At 66.3% G+C, this 445-nt stretch carries 1 protein-coding gene; it reads right to left on the bottom strand.

Annotated elements, in window-relative coordinates:
• On the bottom strand, nt 1-445 hold a 445-nt coding region (locus WFG93_RS13920; protein WP_336646935.1), incomplete at both ends, for a cell wall-binding repeat-containing protein.

Genomic DNA, 445 nt, shown 5'->3' with positions numbered 1-445 from the left:
GTCGGGGAACGTCGCACCATTCGCCACGTACGCCACCGGCACACCGGCGCCGAACGATGCCTTCGAGATCGCCGCCGACGTCTCATACCGACTCGCACCAGACAACCGCGTGACCGAGCCGGCCGTGAACGACTTCAGCTGAGACTGCACCGCGACGCTGACCGCACCGTTTCCACCGAGGATCACGATCTTCTTCGGCTTCAGCCGCTTCAGCTCCGCACTGATCGCATCCGGGATCGACCCCGCAGCGACCAGCAGCACGGGCCCCTTGTTCATACCCGCCACCGGAGCCCCCGACAGCGCGTCGGGGAACGTCGCACCATTCGCCACGTATGCCACCGGCACACCGGCGCCGAACGATGCCTTCGAGATCGCCGCCGACGTCTCATACCGACTCGCACCAGACAACCGCGTGACCGAGCCGGCCGTGAACGACTTCAGCTGA

Origin of the sequence: Microbacterium sp. USHLN186, from assembly GCF_037145155.1 — a bacterium.
Lineage (GTDB): Bacteria > Actinomycetota > Actinomycetes > Actinomycetales > Microbacteriaceae > Microbacterium.
Note: the sequence above shows the minus strand (reverse complement) of the source record. Positions and strands in the feature narration are given on the sequence as shown.